Source organism: Pseudomonas sp. A (assembly GCF_056270345.1).
Genome location: NZ_CM149873.1, coordinates 3,401,214 through 3,426,252, shown reverse-complemented (window position 1 = coordinate 3,426,252; position 25,039 = coordinate 3,401,214). Strand labels below are relative to the sequence as shown.

Genomic DNA, 25,039 nt, shown 5'->3' with positions numbered 1-25,039 from the left:
GCGCATCACTCCCGTCCCGGGCAGGCGATGGGCGTGGCCGGCGCCAGGCCGCCCCGGCACTTGAGCACGCGCCACTGCGCCGGACGCAGGTCGAGGGCGATGCGCAGGGCGGCGGGTGATGGGTTCAGCGCGGCCTGGTGCGGGCGACAGGCAAACGCCAGCGCGTCGCCGGTCTCCGCGGCCACCTGCAGACGCCGCAGGGCACGGTCGTCGGCGTACCCTGGCCAGCACAGCACGGCGGCGCAACTGCCCGAGCGCAGGCACTGCTCGGCCGCCCACAAGGCATCGGCCGCCTCGGCGTCAACCTGCACCAGCCAGCGCAGGTCAACGCCAGCGGCCTGCCAGGCCGGCGCGTAGGGAATGAACGGCGGCGCCACCAGCACCACCCGCTGCCCCTCCCCGGTCAACCGGGCGAGTGTCGGCCAGAGCAGTTGCAGCTCACCGCAGCCGGGGCTGGCCAGCAGCAGCTCGCTCAGTGCCGCCGCCGGCCAGCCACCTTCCGGCAGACGATGGTCGAGGCTGGCATGCCCGGTGGGTTGCAGGCCCTGCGCACGCGCCTGGGCCTGCCGTCCACGCCATACCTGGCGCTGGTCGAGCAGTCGGTCGAGTTCGACCACGGCGCCCATCAGTCACGCCTCAGCAGGCCGCAGAACACGCCTTCGATGAAGAACTCGCGCCCGGGGCTCACGTCGATGGGGGCATAGGCCGGGTTGCGCGGCAGCAGGCGATAACCGTCGTGGGTGCGCTGCAGGCGCTTGATGGTCACCTCGCCGTCGAGCCGGGCGACCACGATCTGCCCGTCACGGGCCTCGCCCTGCTGGCGGATGCCGACCAGGTCGCCGTCGAAGATGCCGTCGTCGATCATCGAGTCGCCGCGCACCTTGAGCAGGTAGTCGGGGGTACGTCGGAACAGGCTGGGGTCGAGCAGCAACTGCTCGTGGATATCGAGGTCGGGGCCGATCGGCGCACCGGCGGCGACCTGGCCAAGTACCGGTATCTCGAGGATCTCGGGCCGGCGCAGGGGCTCGGCCAGGCGGATGCCACGCGCCTGGTTGGGCGTGACGTCGATGAACCCGGCCTGGCTCAGGGCGGTGATGTGCTTGCGCGCCACGCTGCGCGAGGCGAAACCGAAGCGCTCGGCGATGTCGGCCAGCGACGGTGGCTGGCCTTGATCGGTGATGCGCTCGCGGATGAACCCGAGGATGGCGCGGCGTTTGGGGGATAAAGTGTCCATGGAGTACATTTGTACTCTTTTTTCAAAACACTGAACAGTCCCCTTCGTCGCCGGCCCTCCCCGCCCTGCCTCAGTAGCGAATGGACAAGGCGATCGCCTCGTTCGGGGTCTGGTGTTTGTCCAGCAGGCCCAGCACCTCTTTCTTCAACTGCTCCTGCCGGTCGATCAGCGCCAGGTCGCGGAACTTGTAGTCCAGGTCGGCATAGCTTTCCGACACGCCGGCATTGAGGTGGTTCTTGCCGAAGGTGTGCACGATGTGCTTGGACTTCCAGATGTCGTACTGGCTGAACACCTGGTCCTGCGGCAGGTGCCTGGCGACCGAGAACGGCACCCGGGTCAGCAGGCAGTAGTTCATCTTGTACTTGTGGAACTGGTAGTGCTCCAGGGAGTGGACGAACGACACGTACCAGATATAGGTGGCGATCACCTCGATGTTGAAGGCCTTGTCGCCGGGCTGGCACGGCAGGTTGACGTAGCGGCACAGCTCGGCGACCCAGTTGTTGATGTAGGGCTCGGAGCCGTCGCGCAGCAGGTCGTCGTAGCTGGCCGAGACGAACTTCAGCACCGCCGCGTAGTAGTCGCGGTACTGGGCGTTGAGCGCGTGCTGGCCATTGAGGTACTGGTCGAACGGGATGGCGAACTTGATCTCGAACTTCTGGGTCAGCGCCTGGTCTTCGGTCTCGCGCTTGTTGTACATGTTCAGGGCGTTTTCATAACCGACCTTGTAGAAGGTCTGCGCCGAGTAATAGCCGATGCAGCTGTAGAGGAACTTGTCGGCGATGCCGGTGGTTTCGCGCAGCGACAGCGGCGACTCCTTGAACTGGTGGTTGAGCATCAGGATGTAGGCGGTATGCGGGTCCATCAGCTTGTGGAAGTTCGACTCCCTGGGCACCAGGTTGAACAGGAACGCCGCGCCCATTTCGGCGAAGAACAGGTGGTGGTGCAGGTGCGCGCCGAGGATGAAGAACACCATGGTGTTGGACATGAAGTACACCTTGGCCAGGTCCCAGTGCGGCTCGCCCGGGCCGACACTGAAGCCGTCGCGCAGGGTGATGCGCATGCTGTCGGCGGCAAAATCCTCGGCAATGGCGATGCTGGCCACGTCGAACACCGAGCTGGACAGGCGGATCTCGCGGGTGAAGTCACGCATGTCGAAGGTCGACACGCCATCGACCGTCTGCAGGTAGTGGGTGATCTGCGACGACATCAGGAACACCCGCAGGTCCTCGTCCGAGATGGCCGTCGGTTGCGGGAACTGGCCCAGCGGCACCTTGTAGTAGTCGCGGTTGGCCTTGATGATCGACTGGATGTAGTTGTGGTAGACCTTGTCCTTTCTCCAGCGGTAGACCAGCTCGGCGGGCAGCTTTTTCGGGATGTAGCCCATGTGGTAGTCGGTGCCCGGGATCGGCGTGCTTTCCATCGAGATGGAATCGCGGTTGTAGTGGCGGTAGCCGAAGTAGCGAGGCAGCAGCCATTTCAACTGGACCCACTTCCAGGCCAGGAAGCTGGTGCCGAGGTTGATCGCGTACAGCGACAGCAGCAGCGGCACGAATTTCACGTAGTAAAGGCCCACGTACACATGCTTCAACGGCTCGGCGCGGGTCTTGCTCATCAGGATGATCACGGGACTGACGGTGATGAAAAACGCCAGCAGGATGACTTCCAACATGCTTCAAACTCCTTGTTCGATCGCTTTGTTCTTGTTGCGGCTTGCGCCGTAGCTGTACAGGCAGGCGCCTGTGAAAATCACGTTGGCCACGCTCCAGGCGAGGGCCGCGTCGGGGCTGTACCAGCCCGTCAGGTCGAAGGCCGGCAGGTTCATCAACGGTGTGTCGCCGGCGAGCGTGCGCACGAACAGGTAAAAACCAAAGGTGTAGGCACGGGCCTGGAAGTACAGATCCGAACGACGCAGGAGCAAGGCGTAGGCCACCGGTGCCAGCAACAGCGGCAGGGCGTAGCCGAAGGTGGTGATCCGTGCCGAGTACAGGAAGCACAGGTTCCAGGTGGTGTAGAGGTAGGGCCAGTAGGCCGGGACACGCACCACGAAATCACTGTGACGGCCGGAGATCTCCCAATGCTTGCGCGAGTACGGCAGGCAGACGATCAGGCCCACGGCGGCGACGATGTTGAGGATGTTTCCGGTCTGCCAGTCGATCACCGAGGCTTCGATGATGTTCAGCACGATCACCACGTAGATGAGCTTGTAGATGAAGCCTTCGATCCTTGGCTTGTAGCGGGCATAGGCCAGGAAGCACATGGGCAGCAACACACTGATGGTCTTGATGCGCATGAACAGGTTGGCGTTGGGCACCAGCAGCGCCGGCAGCGACAGGACGAAGAAGGTCAGGCCCACCAGGCGGTAGCGCCTGAACAGCTCGGCGACCAGCAGGAAGGCGGCGAAAAAGGCCAGCATCAACAGCAAGGTGTTCGACATGAGGTGTTTCCCTACTCATTCATGGATCGACGTGCGGCGCGAACGCCGGGCACGGCAAAGCCTGCCGCGCACGTCCGGGCCAGAGGCCGGGGACGGTGGAGCAATGGACAGGCGTTGCAGGTATCAGGTGGCTGGCAAGGAGGCCGCGGCGCGGCCTGGCTCAGGCCTTGCCGAGGACGTGCGCTTCAGCCTCCAGCCACTTCTTCACGGCTTCGGGCATCGGCGCGGTGGTGGGCTGGACCTTGAGCTTCTCGGCGATCACCGCGTTGGCGACCAGGCCCTTGCGACCGACCCAGGCGCCTTTGGAGTAGCCGGTCACGACCACCTCGCCTGCGCTGTTGAAGAAGCTGTACTGGAAGTAGGTCCAGTTCTCGTCAAGGCAGCAGATGCTGAATTCGGCGGTATACTTCTCGAACATGGAAAGTTGCTTCTTGTAGACAACCAAGTTGCCACCGAGCATCGGCTTCCAGCCCAACTTGAAGGCCGGAATGAGGATTTTCGCGCGCAGGCAAAGTTCCAGCATGAACAAGTCGGCGATGGTCATGTAACGACCATTGTTCATGTGCTTGTTGATGTCGATATCGTTCGGCCAGACCCGCAGCGTGCGGTGCAGCGTGTCGGTCAGGGCCATGGGCGGCTTGAAGAAACCGCGCAGGACAGCCAGCAACAGGCGGATGTACAGATTCATCCGGTTATCCCTCCCTAGGATTTTTATTATCGTTCCCTGTCAAGCCAGCCGTTGATGCGTCGGCTGGCGGCAAGCGGCGCATTGCAGGCCTGCTTGTTTGCTTCGTAGCGGTGGCGAAACTAACAGCTTTCCCCAAGAGCAACCAGTGGCCAACACCTTAATTGGTCGAAAAACGCCAACTGAATAACCGGTCACGTTCGGACTTTATATCCGATTGATGCTGAAACGTTTGTTCTTTTATTGGAAAACTATTCGTCGCGGTGTCCCGCTAGTCCATGTGCTCGCTCAATGCCTGGCGCAATGCCTCGGGCACTGCAACTGGCTGCTTGCTCTCAGGGCAGACGCACACCTGGGTCATGCTGGCGCGAAAGCAAACCTCGCCGCCGGCGCCGCGTGCCTCGACGGCAAAGCTGAACGAGGTCGTCCCAGGCACGCCACTGCTGACCTGCACGCTGATCAGGTCATCCCAGGTCATGGGCGCCAGGAACTCAATGGACAGGGCCCGCGCCGGCGGCATCACGCCCATGGCGAACAACCTGCGCAGGCCTTCGCCGCCAAGGCGGTGGGAGAGAAACTCATGAATCGCCTCGATGACGAAATAGGAGATGCGCGGCGTATAGACGATCCCCGCAGGATCGCAGTCGCCAAACAGAATTTTCCTGGTAGTGACAAAAGGCATGGCGTTATGTGCTCCGTGCTGGGAATGCCTGGCCGCTCATACTAACGTACAAACGGCTGGCATCTTTGCTGCCCACCACTCCCAAGCCATGCACCAAGGCAGGCAACCATGGCCTGACAGGTTCGGCACGTTGCAACTAATGTAGGAGCAACTGTCTTGCTGAGATTTTTCAACCGGCATGATCTCTGTAGGAGCGGCCTTGTGTCGCGAAAGGGCCGCAAAGCGGCCCCGGCGATCTTTGCGACAACGCTGAAATCCCGGGGCTGCTTCGCAGCCCTTTCGCGACACAAGGCCGCTCCTACAGGTTGGCGTAGTACCTGTGAGCCTTGCGTCGCGATGCGCCGCGCGGGCGGCGCTCCCGCCGAGCACCTCGAACGCCCCCAGCCAAGTGCATTTCCCCCCCCTGATCCCTTATGATGCTGAATGGTTTCTCCACCCCCAGGATGCCCGATGCTGACCGCCCTGCTGTTCGACCTCGATGGGACCCTCACCGATACCGACACCTTGCACCTGCAAGCCTTCCGCCAGCTGCTGTTCGACCATGACGGCCGCGAGCTGACGCAGGAGCAGTTCAACACCCAGGTCAGCGGCCGCTCCAACGGCCTGTTGTTCGCCGAACTGTTCCCCCAGGCCGATGCCGCCAGCCGCCAGGCCCTGGCCGAACGCAAGGAAGCGCTGTTCCGCGAACTGTCACCGACCCTGGCGCCGATGCCCGGCCTGTTGCGCCTGCTGGATCACGCCACGCGGCATGGCATCGGCATGTGCGTGGTGACCAACGCGCCCCGCCTGAACGCCGAGCACATGCTCGGCGCCATGGACCTGGCCACGCGTTTCGAGCATGTGCTGGTAGCAGACGAGCTGGCGCGCCCCAAACCCGACCCCCTGCCCTACCTCACCGGCCTGCAGCGCCTGGACGCCAAGGCCGGACAGGCACTGGCATTCGAGGACTCGCTGCCAGGCGTCAAGGCCGCCGTCGATGCCGGCATCTTCACCGTCGGGCTGGCGACCACACAGTCCGCCGAGCGGTTGCTGGAAGCCGGGGCAAGGCTGGTGGTCGACGACTATGACGACCCGCGGTTGTGGGACCTGGTCGAGCAAATGCAGTCGGCTGGCTGATTGTCCGGGGAGCACAACGTGCACCTTGCCCGTGTGCTCGGAACAGTCGCCGCCACGGCTTGCGTCGATCCATGCGTCAGAACCGCTCCGCCACCATCTTGAACGGATACGGCTGCGCCTTGTGCTTGCCGATCCTGCCTCGCTTGGGCAGCGACACCTTGTGCGCGTGGCTGAGGTCCTTGTAGGGGATCTGTTGCAATAGGTGGCTGATGATGTTCAGCCGCGCCTTGCGCTTGTCCTCCGAACGCGCCATGTACCAGGGCGCCCAGGACGAGTCGGAGGCAGCGAACATGTCGTCGCGGGCGCGGGTGTAGTCGTCCCAGCGGTTGTAGGACTTGACGTCCATCGGCGACAGCTTCCACAGCTTGCGCCCGTCGCTGATGCGGTCCTGCAGGCGGCGGGTCTGCTCCTCGGCGCTGACCTCGAGCCAGTACTTGATGAGGATGATCCCCGACTCGACCATCATGCGCTCGAACATCGGCACCACGGTGAGGAACTTGTGGGCCTGCTCATCAGTGCAGAAGCCCATCACCCGCTCGACGCCGGCGCGGTTGTACCAGCTGCGATCGAAGATCACCACCTCGCCCGCCGCCGGCAGGTGGACCAGGTAGCGCTGGGCATACATCTGGGTCTTCTCGCGCTCGGTGGGAGCCGGCAGCGCCACCACGCGAAACACCCGCGGGCTCACCCGCTCGGTGATGGCCTTGATGGTGCCGCCCTTGCCGGCGCCGTCGCGGCCCTCGAAGACGATGCACACCTTCAGGCCCTTCTCCACCACCCACTGCTGCAGCTTGACCAGCTCGACGTGCAACCGTCGCAGTTCTGCCTCGTAGCTCTTGCGCCCGAGTCTGTCCGTGGCATCGCCCTTGCGTTTCTTGCCCTCGCCCTTGGCCATCGGCGGCTCCTCTGTGTGCGTTGCAGGTCTGTCCGTTGCCGGTTGCCCCGACGGCGCCAGGGCGGATCAAAGGAGTATGGATGAGCAGCGGCATTTTGCCGGGCATTGCGCTGCGCGGGTGCTGCGAAACAGCGCACAGCTTGGAGGATATGTCGTCTTGCCACGATTGCGGGGGCTCTGGCCCGCGGGTTCTAATCCCGCACCAGCCGGCCCGGCCGGCGCGCATCCCTGCAATTGGCAACTCAAGGAAGCCCTACGATGGACAGGAAGATCATACCGCTGGCCCTGCTGGCGACCCTGGTCGGCTGCTCGGACGGCCAACAGCCCCGCGAAGCCGACCTGCGCCAGGCTGCCCAGGCCTACCTCGACACCCAGTACCCGCACTGTTTCGTGATCAGCGCCTTCCCCACGCGCACCCGTGACTTCGATGTGGAAGGCACCAACAAGGCCCTGCACGCCCTGGCCCGGGTCGGCGTGGTCAGCGAACGGGAAGTCGCCCGCACCGAGGTGCCGGAGCGCCTGTGGCAGCCGGCGCGGACCGACATCTACTACGCCTACGACCTCACCGACGAGGGCCGGCGCCACTACAAGGCCGATGCCCGGCGCGAGGCGAACGGCGCCAGTACCGGCGGCCTGTGCTTCGGCAAGGCACAGGTCACCACCATCAAGGGCTTCAGCCCCCCTGTCGAACACGATGGCCGCCAGCAGTCCCGGGTGACCTACAGCTACCAGATCACCGAACTGCCGGGGTGGGCCGACGACGCGGCGGTCCAGGCCGATATCGCCGGGCTTGGCCAGGCGGTCGCCAGCGCCGCCAAGCCGCTGGAGGAAACCCGATCCATGGTCCTTACGGCCCAGGGCTGGGTGCACGAGCAACTGCTGGCCAACTGAACGGCTTGTTAATCCTGGGAAAATCCGCGCACGCCATCCTTGCCTCAACCCGGCCGCCAGGCGGCCGACCTTCAGGTCAATCGATGGAGACTCCAGTGATGAAATCCGTAGCGTGCGCACTCGCCCTGCTGGCAACGATCTCGGCCACCTCGGCCTTTGCCGAAGGCGGCGCCGACCGCCTCAGGGAACGCAGCGACCAACTTGCGCTGCAACGCCAGCAGGCGGCCGAGCAGGTTGCCAAGGGTGACGCCCCGTCACCCGCCCGGCAGCATCTCGGCCAGCAAGGACAGGACGCTAGCGACAAGCCCTCCAGCTGATGCCCCCTGAACAGCGTCTTTCAGCGCAGACGCCTTGCGCGTGGATGGCTTGGCCCCTACCTGACAACACCGCGCAAAAAACTCAGGCCCGCCGGGCAACGCCCGGACAGGCCTGAGGAAGGGAAAACGGTCGAATGCTACGCGCTACAGACTCTCGTCGAGGAACTTCACCACCGTGCCCATGCACGCCACCCGCTCCTCGACATGGGGCATATGGCTGGAGTTCTCGAACAGCGCCCAGCGGATCCCGGGGATCAGGTCCAGGTACGGCTTGACCACCAGCGGCGTGGCCTCGTCATAACGCCCGGAAATCAGCAGGCTCGGCACATTGATCTGCGGCAGGCGGTCGACGATGGTCCAGTCCTTGGTGCTGCCGATGATATGGAACTCGTTCGGCCCGGTCATGGCGTGGTACACGGTCGGGTCGGCATCCACCTGGGCGAAGGTGCGCGCCACTTCTTCCGGCCAGGGCTTGAGCCGGCACACGTGGCGGTCGTAGAACACCCGGGTGGCGGCGATATAGTCGGCTGCGGTGTAGTCGCCCACGGCCTCGTGGCGCAGCAGGGTGTCCTGGACCTCCTTGGGCAGCTCTTCACGCAGGCGGTTGGCCTCGCGTACCCAGGTGCGCATGTCGGCCGGCGAGTTGGCGATCACCAGGCAGCGCAGGCCCCGTGGCTGGCGCACCGCGTGCTCGCTGGCGAGCATGCCGCCCCAGGATTGGCCCAGCAGCGCGTAGCGCTCGCTGATGCCCAGGTGTTCCAGCAGGTTGTCGAGCTCCTCGAGGAACAGCTTGACCGTCCAGAACGATGCCGGCATCTGCGGCAGGTGGGTCGAGCGGCCGTTGCCCAGCTGGTCGTAGTGGATGACCGGGTAGCCACCGGCGGCGACATCCTTGTAGGCGTCGACATAATCGTAGGTGCAACCCGGGCCGCCATGCAGGATGACCAGTGGGGTGCGGCCACAGTCCAGGTCACCGGTAACGCGGTACCAGGTCTTGTAGTTGCCGAAGGGGGCAAAACCTTCACGCGATTGGGTGAGTTCCATGTCATCCGGCTCCGTGCGAATCATGGAGCACACAATAACCTCACGCGCGGCGCGGCATAACTAGAGAGTTCTCTAGGTTTTCGACCTTTTTTGTTGCTTCATTGGTCCAGCAGGCGGTAGTGCACCGCCCGGGCGACCGCCTGGACGCGGTTTTTCGCCCCCAGTTTGTGCATGGCCGAGGTCAGGTGCAGGGAAATCGTCGCCAGCGAGCGGTTGAGCTTCTCGGCAATCTCCCCTGCCGTCAGGCCTTCGGCGGCCCAGCGCAGGCATTCGACCTCGCGGCGGGTCAGGCGGATGACGCGGGTGGCGGAGGCCTTGGCCAGCAAGGGATAGGCCGCCTCCTGCAAGGCATGGGCGATCAGGCTGAAATCGCCCAGGTGCTCCCGGGCGTCGTCCAGGTCGCGTTGGCTGGCCTGGGGGCGCAGGCCGGTCAGGGTCGCCAGCCCGCCCCGTGGCAGGTGGATGGGCACGGTCACGCCGCAGGTCAGCTGCGCGTCGTGCAGGTAACCGACCACCGGGGCGTGGCGCTGGTCGATGTGGCGCTGCAGGACGGTCTCGCCCTTGGGCAGGTACGACCAGACGAAGGGCGCGATGGAGGACACCGCCACCTGCTGCACCGGGTCGATCTGGTAGAAGCCCTCGGAGCACCACAGGTCCTGCCAGTCCTTCGGGGTCTGGCGCAGCCGGACCACACTCGGGGTGATCAGCTCGCCGACATGATCCAGCGGCACCGGGCTGTAGTCGTACACCAGGGCATCGAAGCCCAGTTCCGCCGCCAGTTCGGCGACGCTGTCCATCTGCTCGTCGAGGCTATCGTCCGACGCCAGACGCGCATTGAGTTCAGCCATCTTGGCCTGCATACCTGACACTCCCTGTGATTCCTTTTGGATTTCCATCTCGAAGTCCGGCACGTAGAATGCCACGGCTTGGCGCGGGACTGCCATACGAAACCTATAGGAAACACTAGCTTGTAGGCGACGAAAACTCCTGCGCTAGTTATAGCTGCAAGCCATGGCCAACAGGAGAGTAGCGATGTGGCGTGAGATGCAACCTGACCAGCAGTTCAACGTATCGGTCGATGGCCACAATCTCGTGGTGTACAGCTTTGGTGAAGGGGACGAGGTGCTGCTGTGCCTCAATGGCGGGCCGGGGCTGCCCTGCGACTACCTGCGCGACGCCCATGCCTGGCTCAAGGACAAGGGTATCCGCGTGGTCGCCTTCGACCAGCTGGGCACCGGCGCCTCCGACCGCCCGGATGACGACAGCCTGTGGAACATCACCCGCTACGTGGCCGAGGTCGAGCAGGTGCGCCAGGCCCTGGACCTGGGCCGTGTGCACATGCTCGGGCACTCCTGGGGCGGCTGGCTGGCGATCGAGTACGCCATTCATCACCCGCAGTCGCTGAAAAGTCTGATTCTCGAGAACACCGTCGGCGACATTCCGCACCTGATCACCGAGCTGGAGCGCCTGCGCGGCGCCCTGGGCAGCGAAACAGTGGCGATGATGCAGCGCCACGAGGCCATGGGCACCCTCGACCACCCGCAGTACCAGGCCGCCATCACCCTGCTCAACTACCGCCATGTCTGCCGGCTCGATGAATGGCCGGCGCCGATCCAGCGCTCGCTGGGCGACTGGAACATGGGCCCCTACGCCACCATGCAGGGCCCCAACGAGTTCCTTTATATCGGCAACCTCAAGGACTGGAACCGCCTCGAGCAAATGGGCTCGTTCCGCATGCCGGTGCTGATCACCACCGGCCAGCACGACGAACTGACCCCGGCCTGCGCCATGCGCATGAAGCTGGCGCTGCATGAGCGCGCCGAGCTGCACGTGTTCCCCAACAGCAGCCATATGCCGTTCTACGAAGAGCCCCAGGCCTATTTCCCGGTGTTGCTGGATTTCCTGCAACGTAACCGGGGCTGATCGATGAGCCTGGCCCGCTACCGGTTCGTCCTCATCCGTCCGTTGCAACTGCTGCCGGTGCTGCTGGGCATCAGCATCATCACCTTCGTGCTGGTGCGCTCGATCCCGGGCGATCCGGCGCGGGTACTGCTGGGCGCGCGCAGCACACCGGACGCGATCCAGAAAATCCGCGCCCAGTTCGGCCTCGACGAGCCGATCTGGGTGCAATACCTGTACTTCCTGAAGAACCTGCTCAATGGTGACCTGGGCAAGTCGCTGCTGTACAAGGTCGACGCCCTGCCGCTGATCGCCAGCCGCATCGAGCCGACCCTGATGCTGGTGTTGGGCAGCGTCGCCCTGGCGCTGCTGATCGCCGTGCCGCTGGCCATCCTCGCCGCCCGCCACAAGGGCGGCTGGGCCGACAACCTGATCCGCCTGTTCACCACCGCCGGCCTCGGCTTGCCGGCCTTCTGGCTGGGGCTGATGCTGATCCTGCTGTTCAGCGTGCACTGGGGGCTGTTCCCGGTGTCCGGCTATGGCCGTACCTGGACCGACAAGCTGCACCACCTGGTGCTGCCCTGCCTGACCATCGCCCTGGCGCTGTCGGCGGTGCTGGTGCGCAACCTGCGCGCCAGCATCCTGCTGGAGATGCAGGCCGACCATGTCACCGCCGCCCGTGCCCGGGGCCTGGGCGAAGGGGCGATCCTGCGCCGGCATGTCCTGCCCAACTCCATGGTGCCGACCATCAACCTGCTGGCGGTCAACATCGGCTGGCTGATCAGCGGCACGGTGGTGATCGAGAGCCTGTTCTCCCTGCCGGGCGTCGGCCAATTGCTGGTGCGCGGCATCTTCACCCGTGACTACATGGTGGTCCAGGGCGTTGCCATGGTGCTGGCCTGCGCCACGGTGGCGGTGAACTTCCTCGCCGACGTGGCGACCACCGTCCTCGATCCGCGGGTGAAGATCCAATGAGCGCCACCCTCGCCCTGCGCGCACGCCTGGCCTGGAACCTCGGCGATGGTCGCCTGACCCTGTACTGCGGCCTGGCCATCGTCCTCGGCTGGTGCCTGCTGGCGCTGTGCGCGCCGTGGGTTGCGCCATTCGACCCGCTGCTGCAGAACGGCGACCTGCGCCTGGCCGCGCCGAGCCTGGCGCATCCCTTCGGCACCGACAACTTCGGCCGCGACGTGCTCTCGCGGGTGATCTGGGGCGCCCGCGTCGACCTGCAGATGGCCTTGATCGGGGTGATCTTCCCGTTCCTGCTCGGCACCTGCATCGGCGCGGTATCCGGCTACGTCGGCGGCTGGCTGGACAACGCCTGCATGCGCCTGATCGACATTGTCCTGGCCTTTCCGTTCCTGGTGCTGATGCTGGCGATCATGGCCATTCTCGGCCCGGGCCTGGGCAGCTTCTACATCGCCATGGCGCTGGTCGGCTGGGTGTCCTATGCGCGGCTGATCCGCTCGCAGATCCTCGTGCTCAAGCAGAGCGACTTCGCCCTGGCCGCCAGGAGCCTGGGTTTCAGCCACCGACGCACGCTGTTCGGCCACCTGCTGCCCAACGCGCTGTTCGGCTCGGTGGTGTTCTGCATGTCGGACGCCGTGCTGGTGCTGCTCAACGGCGCCGCTGTCAGCTACCTGGGCCTCGGTGTGCAACCGCCGACCCCGGAATGGGGCACCATGGTCGCCGAGGGGCAGAGCTTCATCACCAGTGCCTGGTGGATCTGCACCTTCCCGGGCCTGGCGGTGGTGACCCTGGCCATGGGCTTCAGCCTGCTGGCCGACGGCGTCGCCGAACGCCTGGGAGACCGCTCATGACCACGCCCCTGCTCCAGGTTCGCGGACTGAGCGTCATCGCCCGTGCCGGCCAACGGGATATCACCCTGGTCGACCGGCTGTCCTTCGACCTTGGCGAAGGCGAGATCCTCGGCCTGGTGGGTGAAAGTGGCTCGGGCAAGACCCTGGCCTGCCGGGGCCTGATGCGCCTGCTGCCGGCGCCGAACCTGCGGGTCGAGGGCCAGGCCGTGCGCCTGGCGGGCCACGACCTGCTGCAGCTGGACGAAGCCGGCATGCGCCGCCTGCGTGGGCGCGAGCTGGGGATGATCTTCCAGAACCCCAGCAGCCACCTGGACCCGCTGATGCGCATCGGCGAGCAGATCGCCGAGGGCATCCGCCTGCACCAGGGCGTTTCGCGTCGCGAGGCCCGGGCCGAAGCCATCGAGGTGCTGCGCCAGGTCGGTATCCCCGACCCGAAGTCCCGGGTCGACAACTATCCCCATGAGTTTTCCGGCGGCATGCGCCAACGGGCGATGATCGCCGTGGCCCTGGGCTGCAACCCCAAGGTGCTGATCGCCGACGAGCCGACCACGGCCCTGGATGTCACCGTGCAGGCGCAGATCCTGCGCCTGCTGCTGGAGCTGCGCGACCGCCGCGGGCTGTCGATGATCCTGATCAGCCACGACCTGGGCGTGGTGGCGCAGACCTGCGACAGCATCGCCGTGATGTACGCCGGGCGCCTCTGCGAACACGGCGCCAAGCACGAAATGCTGGCCCGGCCTCGACATCCGTACAGCGCCGGGCTGCTGGCCTGCCATCCGGCGGCGCAACCCGAGGCACGGCGCATGACCACCATCGCCGGGCAGCCACCGCTGCTCGATGACCTGCCGGCGGGCTGCCGCTTCGAATCACGTTGCCCCCAGGCCATGCCGCTCTGCCGGCAACAATTGCCCGAACTGCTGGAGGCAAGCCCCGGCCACCGCCTGGCCTGCCATGTCCCGCTGCTGGCCGGAGGCCTGTCATGACCAGTTTGTTGCAGGTCAAGGACCTGCAGGTTCAATTTCCCGCCGCCGGCAGCGGCCTGTTCAACCTGCGTCCGCGCAAGGTCAGCGCGGTCAACGGCGCCTCGCTGAATCTCGCCGCCGGCGAAACCCTCGGCCTGGTGGGCGAATCGGGCTGCGGCAAGAGCACCCTGGCCCGGGCCATCCTCCAGCTCACCCCGAGCTGCGGCGGCCAGGTGCTGTTCGACGGCACCGACATGAACCAGGGCAACCCGGCGGATATCGCCCGCCTGCGCCGCGAGACCGCGATGATCTTCCAGGACCCGTACAGCGCGCTCAACCCACGCCAACGCATCGGCCAGATCCTCGCCGAAGTGCTGCAAGTGCAGCGCAAGGTGCCCGCCGCGCAGATTCCGGCCCGGGTCGGCGAACTGCTCGAGCTGGTCGGCCTGCGCGCCGAACTGGCCGAGCGCAGGCCCGGCTCGCTCAGCGGTGGCCAGTGCCAGCGGGTCGGCATCGCCCGGGCCCTGGCCGTCGAGCCCCGGCTGATCGTCGCCGACGAATGCGTCGCCGCGCTGGACGTGTCGATCCAGGGGCAGATCATCAACCTGCTGCTGGAGTTGCGCGAGCGCATGGGCCTGGCGCTGCTGTTCATCACCCACGACCTGGGCGTGGTGCGCCGCCTGTGCGACCGGGTGGCGGTGATGTACCTGGGGCAGATCGTCGAGGAAGGCCCGGTGCATGAGGTCTTTACCGCCCCGCGCCACCCCTACACCGCCGCGCTGATCCAGTCCATCGCCGACATCGACCCGGCCCGGCGCCTGCCCCAGGACCCGCTGGCCGGCGAGCCGCCGAGCCCGCTGAACCTGCCCTCCGGCTGCGCCTTCCATCCGCGCTGCCGGCATGCGCTGCCCGGCTGCGGCGAAACCGCGCCACCCGAGCATATCCAGGGCGCCCGGCGCCACGCCTGCGTTCACTCGCAACTGCCCTGCTGACATCACCACCATGACCATCAAACGGAGCTTGAGCATGAAACCCGCCGCATTGAAACTTCTCACCGCCGCCGTGCTGGCCGCCAGCACCCTGGCTAGCGGCCTGGCCCAGGCCGCCGGCGTGCTGACCATCGGCTGCCGTGAGGAAAGCACCACCTTCGACCCGATCAAGAGCGCGCAGAACCGCGACAGCTGGGTATTCGCCAACGTCTACGACGTGCTGATCCGCGTCGACAACAGCGGCACCCGGCTGGTGCCGGGCCTGGCCGAAAGCTGGAAGGTTTCCGACGACGGCCTGACCTACACCTTCAAGATGCGCGAGGCCAAGTTCTCCGACGGCTCGCCGATAACCGCCGAGGACGCCGCCTTCTCCCTGCTGCGCATCCGCGACAACCCGGGTTCGCTCTGGGCCGACTCGTACAAGATCATCGACACCGCCAAGGCCGCCGACCCGCATACCCTGGTGGTGACCCTGCACAGCAAGTCGGTGCCGTTCCTGGCCCAGCTCGCCACCGCCAACATCTCGATCCTGTCGAAAAAGGCCATGGACAAGCTCGGCGAGGAGGAATACGCACAGAACCCGGTGGTGTCCGGGGCCTTCAAACTCAAGGAATGGCTACGGGGCGACCGGGTGATCCTGGAGAAGAACCCGGAGTTCTGGCAGGCCGACAAGGTCAGCCTGGATGGCGTGGAGTGGATCTCCATCCCGGATGACCGCACGCGCATGATGAAGGTCCAGGCCGGCGAACTGGACTCGGCGATCTTCGTGCCGTTCACCCAGGTGGACGAGTTGCAGAAGGACAAGAAGATCACCATCCATATCGACCCCTCGACCCGTGAAGACCACCTGCTGATCAACCACTCCAAGGGCCTGCTGGGCAAGCAGGAAGTGCGCGAGGCCATCGACCTGGCGATCGACAAGAAGGCGCTGGTGGACACGGTGACCTTCGGCCATGGCGAAATGGCCTACTCGTACATTCCCAAGGGCGCGCTCTACCACAACGCCGACAACCCGCAGCGCCCGTTTGATCCGGCCAAGGCCCGCGAGCTGCTGAAAAAAGCCGGCGCCGAGGGACTGAAGGTCAACTACGTGGTCAACGCCGGCAACGAGGCCGACGAGCAGATCGCCGTGCTGGTGCAGAAGCAGCTGGCCGATGTCGGCATCACCGCCAACCTGCAGAAGGTCGACCCGACCCAGAGCTGGCAGATGCTGGTCGACGGCGACTACGACCTGTCGGTGATGTACTGGACCAACGACGTGCTCGACCCGGACCAGAAGACCACCTTCGTGCTGGGCCATGACACCAACATGAACTACATGACCCGCTACCACAACGACAAGGTCAAGGACCTGGTGGCCGCAGCCCGGGTGGAAACCGATCCGGTCAAGCGCAAGCAGATGTACCAGGACCTGCAGAAGCTGGCCAAGCAGGACGTGCACTGGATCGACCTGTACTACAGCCCGTACATCAACATCTCGCGCAGCAATATCCAGAACTTCCTGCAGAACCCGCTGGGGCGTTTCACCCTGGAGGAGACAGTGAAGCTGGAGCCTGGGCAGAAGACCGCGCAGAACTGAAACCCGTGGGGCGGCTCATGGCTGTCTTTTGACCGCGTTGTGGCGGACAGGTGCCTGGCAGTAGTCTTGTCGCGCCCTTGAGACCGAGCGCCGCCCGCGCGGCGCATCGCGGGACAAGTCGCATCGGCGCACCGCCGCTCCCACATTTGTTTCGGGCCAGTCAATCCTGTGCCATTACCTGGTCCGCCTTGTTGGTACGACGCGGTTTTGGCGTGGTCGCTAACGCTGCTCCACATGACTCAAGGCATGCACCAAGGCAGGCGCCGGTACTTTCACAGGCATAATTGGCCCGAAACAAATGTGGGAGCGGCGGTGCGCCGATGCGACTTGTCCCGCGATGCGCCGCGCGGGCGGCGCTCGATCTGATAGGCGCTGCAACTCTCTCGTCCTACACCTCGAGAATCCAGCGCCGCCCCTCATATCAACCCCTAGCCTTGCGCCGCCGCATCCACGCCCAGGCAACCCCCGCCAGCACCACCAACCCCACCGGCAGCACCTGCGCCTTGTACGGCCGCAACGCCGTGCGCACGCTATCGAGCTTCTCGGTCAGGTAGCGCTTGTTGGCCTGATCGAACCGGGGCTCTTCGCACTGCTTGCCGAAATCTTCCGCCCACTGCACGAACGGCCCCTGCTGGACATAGCGTCTGTACAACGCGCTTTCCTGTTCGCTGCCGGGCACCCATCCGGCCGCCGTGCACAGCACCGCGGCAAAGGCCTGGCTGCTGCGTGGCAGTTGGTCAGCGGCCTGGTTGGCCAGGTCGGCGGCGACATAGCGGTAGTGGTAGCGCTGATCGGGCTTGGCCTCGGTCGCCAGTTGGCGCTGCACTTCGCCCGCGGCCAGGAACGGCCCTGGCTGCACTTCGGCGCTGCCCAGGCTGTAGCTGCCGCCCAGCCAGGCGTAGTCGGGCGCCATTTCATAACCGAGGATCTCCATGCCCGCGCTGCGCGCCAAAGTCGCTGCGGCGTACAGTGCTTCAGCCCGGCCGGTAGGTGTCCAGCGTGAGACGGCATCCTGGCGGTGCTGGCCGTAGGCCTTGGCATCTGCCTGCAACTGCGGCGTGGCGAAGTAGCCGGGTGCTTCGTCGTAGCGCCCCTCGCGCAGCAAGCGTCGACCCAGCAGCTCGCGCAGTTGCGTCGCCACTGGTCGCGGCACGTAACCGCCCTCCTCTGCCTTGGGCGCTGGCGGCGCCGGCACATGGGCATCAACGTAGCCTTTGAGCTCATCCAGGGTCAGCACGCGATCGGCCACGCTGGCCGTGTCCTGCCAGTAGATCTCCTGGCTGCGGTACAGCAGGTCGAAGGCCTGCAGGTAGTCGCCGCGCTCCAGCGCCAGGATCGCGCCTTCGCCTTCGACGCGGCAGCCAGGCTTCACGCTTTCGTAGTCCCAATCGGGTGTCTGTCGCGAACCCCATGACTCTTCGCGTGGGAATGCGGCGGCGGCCTTGGCATAGGCCGCCGCTGCCTGTTTTTTGTCGCCGTCGCGCAAGGCCAGCTTGGCGCGCAGCCACCAGGCAAGGCCGGTGTCGCCTGCCTGCTGCAGATAGCTTCTGGTCGCGGCATAGTTGCCTTGCTGGTAGGTCAACGCAGCCAGGCGGTCGGCGTCTTCCAGCTTGTCGCCGACACTGGCCTGCAGCAATGCGGGCAGGCGCCGGGCCTGGGTCGGCGGCTGGCCGTCGTAATCCCAGCCGACATGGCTGAGCAGGTAGGCGGTGAGCAGTTTGCGTGGCATCGGCTGTGCCAGCAGTGTCTTCAGCTGTTCATCCGGCAGGCTCACCAGTTCGTTGGCAAGCTGCCTGAGCGAGCTGTAGCCGCTGCCCGAGCCCAGGCGGCTCTGGCTGGCATACAACTGGATGGCGCTGCTCCAGTCGCCAGCGAGCTTGGCCAGGCGGGCCTCTTCGCCAAGGCTGGCCACCCCCAGCTCCAACGGATCGCTGAAACCTTCGGCGCTGAGTGTGCGGGCCTGGTGAAAGGCCTCGCGTGCCTGGGTTTGCAGGGCCAGCGGCGTCTGTTGCGGATCATCGCTGGCCTCGAAGCTGCGAGCCATCAGCGCCCGCCCCAGCGAGTAGGCCGCCCAGGTGCTGCGCAACTTGCGTTGCTCGGCCGGCAGGGCCAGCACCTTGGCGAAATAGTCCGCCGCCAGGGCGTTATCCTCGGTGTCGAAGGCCACTGCGCCGGCAATGTACAGGCGCAGTTCATCCGGCAGTTCGGCACCCTGCTCCAGCACCTGTCGCGGATCCTGCAGGGACCGCAACTGCGCGACCTTTTCGCGCAGCGATTCCGGCAACTCATCGGCCTCGATCCGGCTGCGCTGCTCACGGTAAGGTCGGTCGTTGTCGTCACTGTCCCAGTAAGGGGTCAGGGTCATCTCGGTGGTGGGCTTGAGGCCTGCCAGCTGCTCGCCGAGGCGATTCACCTCGAAGCCAAAATTGCCTTCCGGCAGCTCGGCCAGGGTCTGCGCCCGGTCATCCAGCAGGCGCATCGGGAAGTCCGGGCCACAGGCCAGCGCCGTGCCGACCGGCACGCTCAGGGACAGGCACAGCAAGCGTCGGGTCCAGTCAGGGGTAGACATTCCATGCTCCTTGATCGATTCCATGGCAGCGCGCCCAACCGAGGACGCGCCGGCCGCCAGCGGCCACACGCACGCTGGACTGGCGGTTGAAGACGAGGTGTTGGGGGGATTGCTGCAGGCGGTAGCCGTTGAGCCCATCCGCGGCGTCGCAGGATTCGACGTTCAGTTCCACGCGCGCGGGCACCGCCAAGTCGAGATTGCCGACATTGACCAGGCTGATGTCGAAGAGCCCGCCCTGCCCGGACAGTTCGACCCGCCACTGGCTGGCGAGCGTGTCGCCGCGCGCCACCGCCTTCAGGGTGGTCAGGCTCCAGGCCCGGCGGTCGCCGGGCAATGGCAGGCGGAACCAGATCAGCCCGACCAGGTGCGCGGGCGGCTTGTCCCGCAGTTGCCTGCCCAGGTCCGCCAGTTGCTGCGGATCGGCCAGCAGTTCGCGGCGCTCGCCGGGCCGGTTCAATGGGGTTTCGCTTTCCACCACCGGCGCACCACCGGTATCCGGCAGCAGCGCGACGCCATAGGCGGGCAAGGCCAGGTAGAACGGCCTGTCGCCGACACGACTCCAGCGTTCGGCCCAGCTCTTCGCCTGCAGCGGATCGAACAGGCCTCGACGGGGATCGCTCACCGCGTGTACCTGCAACACGCTGCTGTCCACCGCCTGCAACAACGCCGGCAGGTGCGGGCTGTCGAGCCAGGCGGGCAGCGCGGTGATGCTCAGTTTCAGGCCCGACGGCAGTTGCTCGCGCAGTTTCAGGAGGAATTCGGTATAGCCCGGCAGGCGGGCGCTGCCGCTGTCATGGTCGATCTCGAGCCCGCTTGGGGTCAAGCCGGCGGCCTGCCAGTCGGCCAGCAATTGGGCGATCTGGGTGCCGGCCAGCTGCAGGTCGAGCGCGGGCAGCTGACCGTCCAGCCGCACCACGGCGATCACCGGGCGGCCATCGGCCTTGAGCTGATGCAGGTTGACCAGCGCCCTGCTCCAGCCTGCCTTGGGCTGGGCCTGCAAGGCCAGCACACGCAGGGTCGAGAAGTCGGCGCGGCTATCGGCCAGGGCCTGTTCGTGGATCGGCCGCCACTGGCGTTGCCAGATGTAGAGTTGCTGGTCGAGGGGCGGTGCAGGGTCGGGCTGGCAGCCGGTAAGCGCGGCAAGGACAAAACCTGCGAAAAGACGACGCAGTAGCGGGATGGCGGGCATACAGTCCTTTGTCTGACGGGTGTTGGCGCCGGGGTGAAGTGCAGATTTTACCCCAGCGCACCAAAGGATGGACACGGAGCTGATCGTTTAATCACGGAGTCCGGTCAGGTGCCTGACGGCCTAGCTGGCGGGTCGGCTGAGCAATAGATAGATGACATTCCGGTAGGGATCGAAGTACAGGCAGGTGTGCGTTGACGCGCCTTGGGGTATGAACCCTCTCATCTGCTCGCGTGATCGAAGCACCAGGTTCCAGTCCATGAACGCTTCCATGTAGCCCCGCCCCCAGTTGTCCGCAGTGAAGTTCGCAATCAGCATTCGCCCCCCCCGGATTGAGTCTGGCCATCAGCCAGGTGGTGAGCTTCGCTGCCTGGGCGTGGCTGAGATAGTCGTAGATACCAATGCTGTAGATGAAGTCGAAGCCGTTGTGCTCACCGTTTTCAGGCAAGCTCTTGACATTGCACTGCCAAGTCGTGATCTCGGGAGAGACTTGCCTAGCCTGAGCCAGCGTCTCGGCATCATTGTCAAAGGCAACGAAACGGGTGATGCGCGCGCGGGTCGATGGCGTAAGCAGCTCCAGCTCCCGGCAATGTCCGCAAGCCACACTCATCAGCGCCAACGTTTCCCGTTGGCCTGCCATTTGCTCGATCAACCAGGCGATATGCTCGCGCCGCCAACGCACACTGAGCGCATTCGGGCTAGAGGTCACGACGTTGAAGATCCGCTTGCCCAGCTCGCTGGCATCCGATGGCGGCTGTTGGTAGTAGGCGTAGTCCAGCATCACCGCATCCCCCGGATAACCTCTGGGTTTGTCGAAGGCGCGTGATGTATAGGGATCTTGCTTGAGCAACTGGAATATCGGGTGCTGACGACACTGATCGACCACACTTTCCCGCCAGAGCGTGTCGGACAGCCCCTGGCGGTACTCGGTCAGCAGTTCGTTCATGCAGTTGATGGCGTGCAGGTAATCGCCACCGACGATGTCATTCTGAAAATCATCCAGTGCGCGGCTCAAGCCTCTCATGGTCAACCTCCGGTGGGACGCAAGGTTATTTGAATAGCCCTTTGAGATTAGTAGAGCCGCAAGCCCGTGGCGCATCGGACCGTGACGCTTGTTCAGCACATCGCGCAAACAGCGGACAAAGGCTTGAACCTCAAGGCAACCCGGCGTACAAATCCTCCAGCCCTCCCAATCCCGCAAGGAGCACCGGATGCTGGAGCTGCACACCGATCGGTTGTACCTGCGCCCCCTGGCCGAAGCCGACTGGCCGCTGTTCCTCAGGCTCCACCGCGAGCCCGAGACCATGCGCCATGTGTTCGACGAGCTGCCGGAAAGCGAAGTGCGCCGGGGGTTCGAGCATCGCCTGCCGGACTGGTCACCCGGCGCCGAACACTGGCTGTGCCTGGTGATGACCGACAAGGCCAGCGGCCGGGACGTCGGAGTCACCGGCCTGCGCCTGCTGCGCCCAGGGCATGCCGAGTGCGGCTACCTGCTGCTGCCCGAGTGGCACGGCCAGGGCCTGGGCAGTGAATCGCTGCGGGTGATCGTGGATTTCGCCAGCGCCACCGGTCTCACCTCGCTGGAGGCCACCGTCACCGACGGCAACACGGCCTCCTGCCGGGTCCTGGAGAAGTGCGGCTTTACCCTCGCCCGCCGTGTGCCCGAGGCCTACCGGCTCGGTGGCCGCTGGCACGACGACCTCATCTACAGCCTCGAGCTGCACGGATAACCCATGAACCCCTACCAATGAGTGCCGCCCCGCGCCTTCTGGCGCACGGCGATGACCGGGCAGGCGCGCAAGGCGCAACAGTACGGCGTGTTTTCGTTCCGCGCCGGCAACCTCTATACCCCGACGATGCTGCGCCAGTGGCTGGTTTGGGCACTGGGGTGTTCGCCGAGAGAAATTCAGCGCCTATGATATCGAGCGCGGCGCATCGCGACGCAAGGCCCACACAGGGATCGCGCCAGATTCTAAAAGATTGAGCAAGACAGTTGCTCCCACAGGCGTGGCGCGTGGCTTGAGGGCTGCGCGGTCGCTGTGGGAGCGGCTTCAGCCGCGAACACCGGCATAGCCGGTGCCAGGTACCGCGTCGCCTGCTTCGCGGGTAAACCCGCTCCCACAGGGATCGCGCCAGATTCTAAAAATTGAGCAAGACAGTTGCTCCCACATCTGTTTCGGGTCAGTCAATCCTGTGCCATTACCTGGTCCGCCTTGTGGGTCCGACGCGGTCTCAGCGTGGACAGCGCTGTCGCCCCACCTGTCTCAAGACATGCACCAAGGCGGGCAACCATAGCCTGACAGGTTCGGCACGTTGCAACAAATGTGGGAGCAACTGTCTTGTACTGTACTACGTAGTACACCACGAATCATGTTTCCCCTTGGCCCGGTAACTGCCCGGACTCTGCCCGGTCCATTTCTTGAACGCTCGGTGAAACGCGCTGGGCTCCTGGAAACCGGTGTGCTCGGCGATCTCGGCAATGCTCAGGCACCCTTCGCGCAGCAGCTCGAAAGCCATTGCTCGACGCACCTCGTCCTTGATCTGCTGGTACGAGCGCCCTTCCCGCTCCAGCCGGCGGCGGAAGCTGCTGGCGCCAAGCCCCTGCCGCTCGGCCATGACGTTGAGGGTCGGCCACTGCCCGTAGTGGCGGGCGCGCAGGTGGCGGTAGACCTCGGCCGCCAGGCCGTTCTGGTTGCGAAAGCGAATCACCAGCCCCTGCGGCGCGCTGCGCAGGAAACCCTTCAGCGCCGCCAGGTCCTGCACCACCGGCAGGCGCAGCCAGGCGCTGTCGAACTCCACCTCGGTACGCCCGCTGCCCAGGCGCAAGTCCGGCCCCCACAGCAACGCGTCGTCCTCCTGCGCCGGCCGCGCCAAGGCCAGTTCGGTGCGGTCGATGGCGATGCGCCTTCCCGCCAGCCAGCACAACAAGCCGATCACCAGCACCAGGTAGGTTTCCTCGGCATAGACCCGGGTCAGCGGATCGGCGATGTTCGACTGCACGCTGATCACCGTGCGCGCGCCGCGCACCGTGACACTGCCGTTCAGGTCGCGCAGGAACAGGGCGAAACTGCCCAGGCACTGGCGCAGTGCCTTGCCCAGGGTGGGTTCCTGGATCAGCCCGCGGCAGATCAGGGCGAAGCTGCCCAGGGGCATGCCGTGGCTGTCGAGATGGAAGAACTCGTCGTGCAGCTCGTCGATCAGCGCGAGCCACAGTTGCGCGAAAGCCTTGGCCGGCACCCGCGCCAGGGGCTCGGCCAGCACCTGCGGATCAATGCCCACCGCCCGCAGATGGGCGTCGCGTGCCTGTGGCCGCTCACGCAGGGCGTGGAGCATGGCATTGAGGAAATACACCGCGACCGTATCGCTATCGCGCATGGCAGAAGTCCGCTGTCTATGCTGAGTGGCAAAAAATACCAGGTTGATTGAACAGATCCGGCATAGGCCACCTGAAGGCCTTTGCCTAGACTCGATCCACCCCGGGAGGGTGCGGCCGCCATTCTCGCAGAGCCACCCCCACCCCGCCACGCCTTCGCAAACGGAGCCCCCATGAGCAGCACAGAAATCTTTGTCGTCAGCGCGGTACGTTCGGCCATCGGCAGCTTCGGCGGTTCGCTCAAGGACCTGCCACTGGCCGACCTCGCCACCCAGGTGACCCGCGCCGCCATCGAGCGTTCGGGCATCGCCGCCGAGCAGATCGGCCATGTGGTGATGGGCAATGTGATCCCCACCGAGCCACGCGACGCCTATCTGGGGCGGGTCGCGGCCATGAACGCAGGCATCCCCAAGGAAACCCCGGCCTTCAGCGTCAACCGCCTGTGCGGCTCGGGTCTGCAGGCCATCGTTTCAGCCACCCAGGGCCTGCTGCTGGGCGACAGCGACATCGCCCTGGCCGCCGGCGCCGAATCCATGAGCCGCGGCCCCTACCTGCTGCCACAGGCCCGCTGGGGCGCGCGCATGGGCGACCTGCAGGGCATCGACTACATGGTCGGCATCCTCCAGGACCCGTTCGAGCACTTCCACATGGGCATCACCGCCGAGAACGTCGCGGCGGCCCACGGCATCAGCCGCGAGATGCAGGACGAGGTCGCCCTGACCAGCCAGCGCCGTGCCGCCCGCGCCATTGCCGAGGGCCGCTTCGACGGCCAGATCGTGCCGATCGAGATCAAGACCCGCAAAGGCCCCGTGCAATTCGCCGTGGACGAGAACGTGCGCGGCGACGCCAGCGCCGAACAGCTGGCGGCCATGAAGGCGGTATTCAAGAAGGACGGCACCGTCACCGCCGGCAACGCCAGCAGCATCAACGACGGCGCCGCCGGCCTGGTCCTGGCCACCGGTGACGCCATGCGCCGCCAGGGCCTCAAGCCACTGGCGCGGATCGTCGCCTACGCCCACGCCGGCGTGGAGCCGGCACTGATGGGCCTGGGCCCGATCCCGGCCACGCAGAAGGTGCTGGAGAAGGCCGGCCTGAAGGTCGCCGACCTGGACGTGATCGAATCCAACGAAGCCTTCGCCTCCCAGGCCTGCGCCGTTGCCCGCGCCCTGGGCTTCGACCCGGAGAAGGTCAACCCCAACGGTTCGGGCATTTCCCTCGGCCACCCGGTCGGCGCCACCGGCGCGATCATCGCCACCAAGGCCATCCATGAACTGCACCGCGTCCAGGGCCGCTACGCCCTGGCCACCATGTGCATCGGCGGCGGCCAAGGCATCGCCGTCGTCTTCGAACGCGTCTGAAAGGAG

At 65.5% G+C, this 25,039-nt stretch carries 24 protein-coding genes; 11 read left to right on the top strand and 13 right to left on the bottom strand.

The features are described 5' to 3' along the window. Positions 1–5: 5 nt before the first annotated feature. The 6 genes from imuA to AC0MAZ_RS15255 all read right to left on the bottom strand — a co-directional run bounded on the left by imuA (position 6) and on the right by AC0MAZ_RS15255 (position 5,035). Complete coding sequence (imuA, locus tag AC0MAZ_RS15280; protein WP_203646876.1) at positions 6–626, bottom strand: translesion DNA synthesis-associated protein ImuA; 621 nt, start codon at positions 624–626, stop codon at positions 6–8. Continuing rightward, positions 626–1,234 (bottom strand): transcriptional repressor LexA, encoded by a 609-nt coding sequence (gene lexA, locus AC0MAZ_RS15275; RefSeq protein WP_475858395.1) that lies wholly within the window; start codon positions 1,232–1,234, stop codon positions 626–628. Before lexA ends, imuA begins: the two co-directional genes overlap by 1 nt. A 70-nt stretch (positions 1,235–1,304) precedes the next feature. Then, on the bottom strand, positions 1,305–2,903 hold the full coding sequence (locus AC0MAZ_RS15270) for a hypothetical protein (protein WP_475858394.1): 1,599 nt from the start codon (positions 2,901–2,903) through the stop codon (positions 1,305–1,307). Between the two features lie 3 nt (positions 2,904–2,906). Then, a complete protein-coding gene (locus tag AC0MAZ_RS15265; protein WP_475858393.1) occupies positions 2,907–3,668 on the bottom strand; it encodes a hypothetical protein in 762 nt (253 codons plus the stop codon). Positions 3,669–3,828: 160 nt separating this feature from the next. Beyond that, positions 3,829–4,356: a thioesterase family protein gene (locus AC0MAZ_RS15260; RefSeq protein WP_475858392.1), complete on the bottom strand. Its 528-nt coding sequence runs from the start codon at positions 4,354–4,356 to the stop codon at positions 3,829–3,831. A 268-nt stretch (positions 4,357–4,624) separates the two neighbouring features. Then, positions 4,625–5,035 carry an acyl-CoA thioesterase gene (locus AC0MAZ_RS15255; protein WP_475858390.1) on the bottom strand — a complete coding sequence of 137 codons (411 nt, stop codon included), beginning with the start codon at positions 5,033–5,035 and terminating at the stop codon, positions 4,625–4,627. 450 nt (positions 5,036–5,485) lie between these two features. Here AC0MAZ_RS15255 and AC0MAZ_RS15250 point away from each other — a divergent pair, with 450 nt between their 5' ends. Further along, positions 5,486–6,151 carry an HAD family hydrolase gene (locus AC0MAZ_RS15250; protein WP_475858389.1) on the top strand — a complete coding sequence of 222 codons (666 nt, stop codon included), beginning with the start codon at positions 5,486–5,488 and terminating at the stop codon, positions 6,149–6,151. A gap of 76 nt (positions 6,152–6,227) precedes the next feature. On the opposite strand, the gene ppk2 is transcribed toward AC0MAZ_RS15250, so the two are convergent. Further along, positions 6,228–7,046 (bottom strand): polyphosphate kinase 2, encoded by an 819-nt coding sequence (gene ppk2, locus AC0MAZ_RS15245; protein ID WP_475858388.1) that lies wholly within the window; start codon positions 7,044–7,046, stop codon positions 6,228–6,230. 258 nt (positions 7,047–7,304) lie between these two features. Between ppk2 and AC0MAZ_RS15240 the strand changes: the two genes are divergently transcribed. Continuing rightward, positions 7,305–7,937 carry a hypothetical protein gene (locus tag AC0MAZ_RS15240; protein ID WP_203646888.1) on the top strand — a complete coding sequence of 211 codons (633 nt, stop codon included), beginning with the start codon at positions 7,305–7,307 and terminating at the stop codon, positions 7,935–7,937. A gap of 98 nt (positions 7,938–8,035) precedes the next feature. Beyond that, positions 8,036–8,254: a hypothetical protein gene (locus tag AC0MAZ_RS15235; protein WP_203646890.1), complete on the top strand. Its 219-nt coding sequence runs from the start codon at positions 8,036–8,038 to the stop codon at positions 8,252–8,254. 144 nt (positions 8,255–8,398) lie between these two features. On the opposite strand, the gene AC0MAZ_RS15230 is transcribed toward AC0MAZ_RS15235, so the two are convergent. Both AC0MAZ_RS15230 and AC0MAZ_RS15225 read right to left on the bottom strand, forming a co-directional pair. Continuing rightward, on the bottom strand, positions 8,399–9,298 hold the full coding sequence (locus tag AC0MAZ_RS15230) for a proline iminopeptidase-family hydrolase (protein WP_186733290.1): 900 nt from the start codon (positions 9,296–9,298) through the stop codon (positions 8,399–8,401). A 98-nt stretch (positions 9,299–9,396) separates the two neighbouring features. Continuing rightward, positions 9,397–10,158 (bottom strand): LuxR family transcriptional regulator, encoded by a 762-nt coding sequence (locus AC0MAZ_RS15225; protein WP_203646892.1) that lies wholly within the window; start codon positions 10,156–10,158, stop codon positions 9,397–9,399. 172 nt (positions 10,159–10,330) lie between these two features. Here AC0MAZ_RS15225 and AC0MAZ_RS15220 point away from each other — a divergent pair, with 172 nt between their 5' ends. The 6 genes from AC0MAZ_RS15220 to AC0MAZ_RS15195 are packed head-to-tail and all read left to right on the top strand — an operon-like array spanning position 10,331 to position 16,547. Continuing rightward, the gene (locus tag AC0MAZ_RS15220) at positions 10,331–11,221 is read left to right on the top strand and encodes a proline iminopeptidase-family hydrolase (protein WP_203646895.1); all 891 of its coding nucleotides are present in this window, start codon (positions 10,331–10,333) and stop codon (positions 11,219–11,221) included. A 3-nt stretch (positions 11,222–11,224) separates the two neighbouring features. After that, positions 11,225–12,172, top strand: a complete 948-nt coding sequence (locus tag AC0MAZ_RS15215) for an ABC transporter permease (RefSeq protein WP_203646897.1) — start codon at positions 11,225–11,227, stop codon at positions 12,170–12,172. Beyond that, positions 12,169–13,017, top strand: coding sequence for an ABC transporter permease (locus tag AC0MAZ_RS15210; RefSeq protein WP_203646899.1), 849 nt, complete (start codon positions 12,169–12,171; stop codon positions 13,015–13,017). Before AC0MAZ_RS15215 ends, AC0MAZ_RS15210 begins: the two co-directional genes overlap by 4 nt. Further along, positions 13,014–14,000, top strand: coding sequence for an ABC transporter ATP-binding protein (locus AC0MAZ_RS15205; protein ID WP_232855272.1), 987 nt, complete (start codon positions 13,014–13,016; stop codon positions 13,998–14,000). The genes AC0MAZ_RS15210 and AC0MAZ_RS15205 overlap by 4 nt, the downstream gene beginning before the upstream one ends. Beyond that, on the top strand, positions 13,997–14,971 hold the full coding sequence (locus tag AC0MAZ_RS15200; protein WP_475858385.1) for an ABC transporter ATP-binding protein: 975 nt from the start codon (positions 13,997–13,999) through the stop codon (positions 14,969–14,971). Before AC0MAZ_RS15205 ends, AC0MAZ_RS15200 begins: the two co-directional genes overlap by 4 nt. A 34-nt stretch (positions 14,972–15,005) precedes the next feature. After that, a complete protein-coding gene (locus tag AC0MAZ_RS15195; protein ID WP_475858383.1) occupies positions 15,006–16,547 on the top strand; it encodes an ABC transporter substrate-binding protein in 1,542 nt (513 codons plus the stop codon). A 421-nt stretch (positions 16,548–16,968) separates the two neighbouring features. Here the strand turns inward: AC0MAZ_RS15195 and AC0MAZ_RS15190 are convergent, their stop codons facing one another. The 3 genes from AC0MAZ_RS15190 to AC0MAZ_RS15180 all read right to left on the bottom strand — a co-directional run bounded on the left by AC0MAZ_RS15190 (position 16,969) and on the right by AC0MAZ_RS15180 (position 21,326). After that, a complete protein-coding gene (locus AC0MAZ_RS15190) occupies positions 16,969–19,116 on the bottom strand; it encodes a hypothetical protein (protein WP_475858381.1) in 2,148 nt (715 codons plus the stop codon). Beyond that, complete coding sequence (locus AC0MAZ_RS15185) at positions 19,103–20,305, bottom strand: DUF3142 domain-containing protein (RefSeq protein WP_475858379.1); 1,203 nt, start codon at positions 20,303–20,305, stop codon at positions 19,103–19,105. The genes AC0MAZ_RS15190 and AC0MAZ_RS15185 overlap by 14 nt, the downstream gene beginning before the upstream one ends. Positions 20,306–20,396: 91 nt before the next feature. Continuing rightward, on the bottom strand, positions 20,397–21,326 hold the full coding sequence (locus AC0MAZ_RS15180) for a class I SAM-dependent methyltransferase (RefSeq protein ID WP_475858377.1): 930 nt from the start codon (positions 21,324–21,326) through the stop codon (positions 20,397–20,399). A gap of 187 nt (positions 21,327–21,513) precedes the next feature. On the opposite strand from AC0MAZ_RS15180, the gene AC0MAZ_RS15175 reads away from it, so the two are divergent. Then, entirely contained in the window at positions 21,514–22,032 is a 519-nt protein-coding gene (locus tag AC0MAZ_RS15175; protein ID WP_475858376.1) for a GNAT family N-acetyltransferase, read from the top strand. Between the two features lie 619 nt (positions 22,033–22,651). On the opposite strand, the gene AC0MAZ_RS15170 is transcribed toward AC0MAZ_RS15175, so the two are convergent. Continuing rightward, positions 22,652–23,677 carry an AraC family transcriptional regulator gene (locus AC0MAZ_RS15170; RefSeq protein WP_475858375.1) on the bottom strand — a complete coding sequence of 342 codons (1,026 nt, stop codon included), beginning with the start codon at positions 23,675–23,677 and terminating at the stop codon, positions 22,652–22,654. A gap of 171 nt (positions 23,678–23,848) precedes the next feature. On the opposite strand from AC0MAZ_RS15170, the gene AC0MAZ_RS15165 reads away from it, so the two are divergent. Next, a complete protein-coding gene (locus tag AC0MAZ_RS15165; RefSeq protein WP_475858374.1) occupies positions 23,849–25,033 on the top strand; it encodes an acetyl-CoA C-acyltransferase family protein in 1,185 nt (394 codons plus the stop codon). Positions 25,034–25,039 lie beyond the last annotated feature (6 nt).